This window comes from Vibrio sp. 10N.222.55.C6 (genome assembly GCF_041473395.1).
GTDB lineage: Bacteria > Pseudomonadota > Gammaproteobacteria > Enterobacterales > Vibrionaceae > Vibrio > Vibrio crassostreae_C.
Window position 1 is genome coordinate 1 of the sequence record NZ_JBFRSD010001319.1, and the last position, 285, is coordinate 285.

Annotated in this window: 1 protein-coding gene; it reads right to left on the minus strand. The window is 45.3% G+C overall.

Annotated elements, in window-relative coordinates:
• Positions 1-285: hypothetical protein (locus tag AB4486_RS28695; protein WP_372120231.1), on the minus strand; the 285-nt coding region annotated here is incomplete at both ends.

The window sequence follows — 285 nt, forward strand, 5'->3', positions numbered from 1 at the left end:
CTTTCGGAGGCAGTACCGATATTTCGCTCAAATCGAATGAATTCGAGACATTTGAAGGCAATTGGACACTCCACACGCCTCCACCATTATTCTTAACCGTGAAGTCTGAGGAGTTATCTACCCTGAATTGGAAGCCATCAGGGACATCAGTAAACTTGATAGAGACAAACTCTTCCGAACCATCTAAATCCGTCAAAGCAATCGACACTGGACTTGAGCCAGCGAGTGAAATCTCTTGGTCTTCACTACCCGTTATTTCAATGACATCTGCGTTCGTTCCAGGAC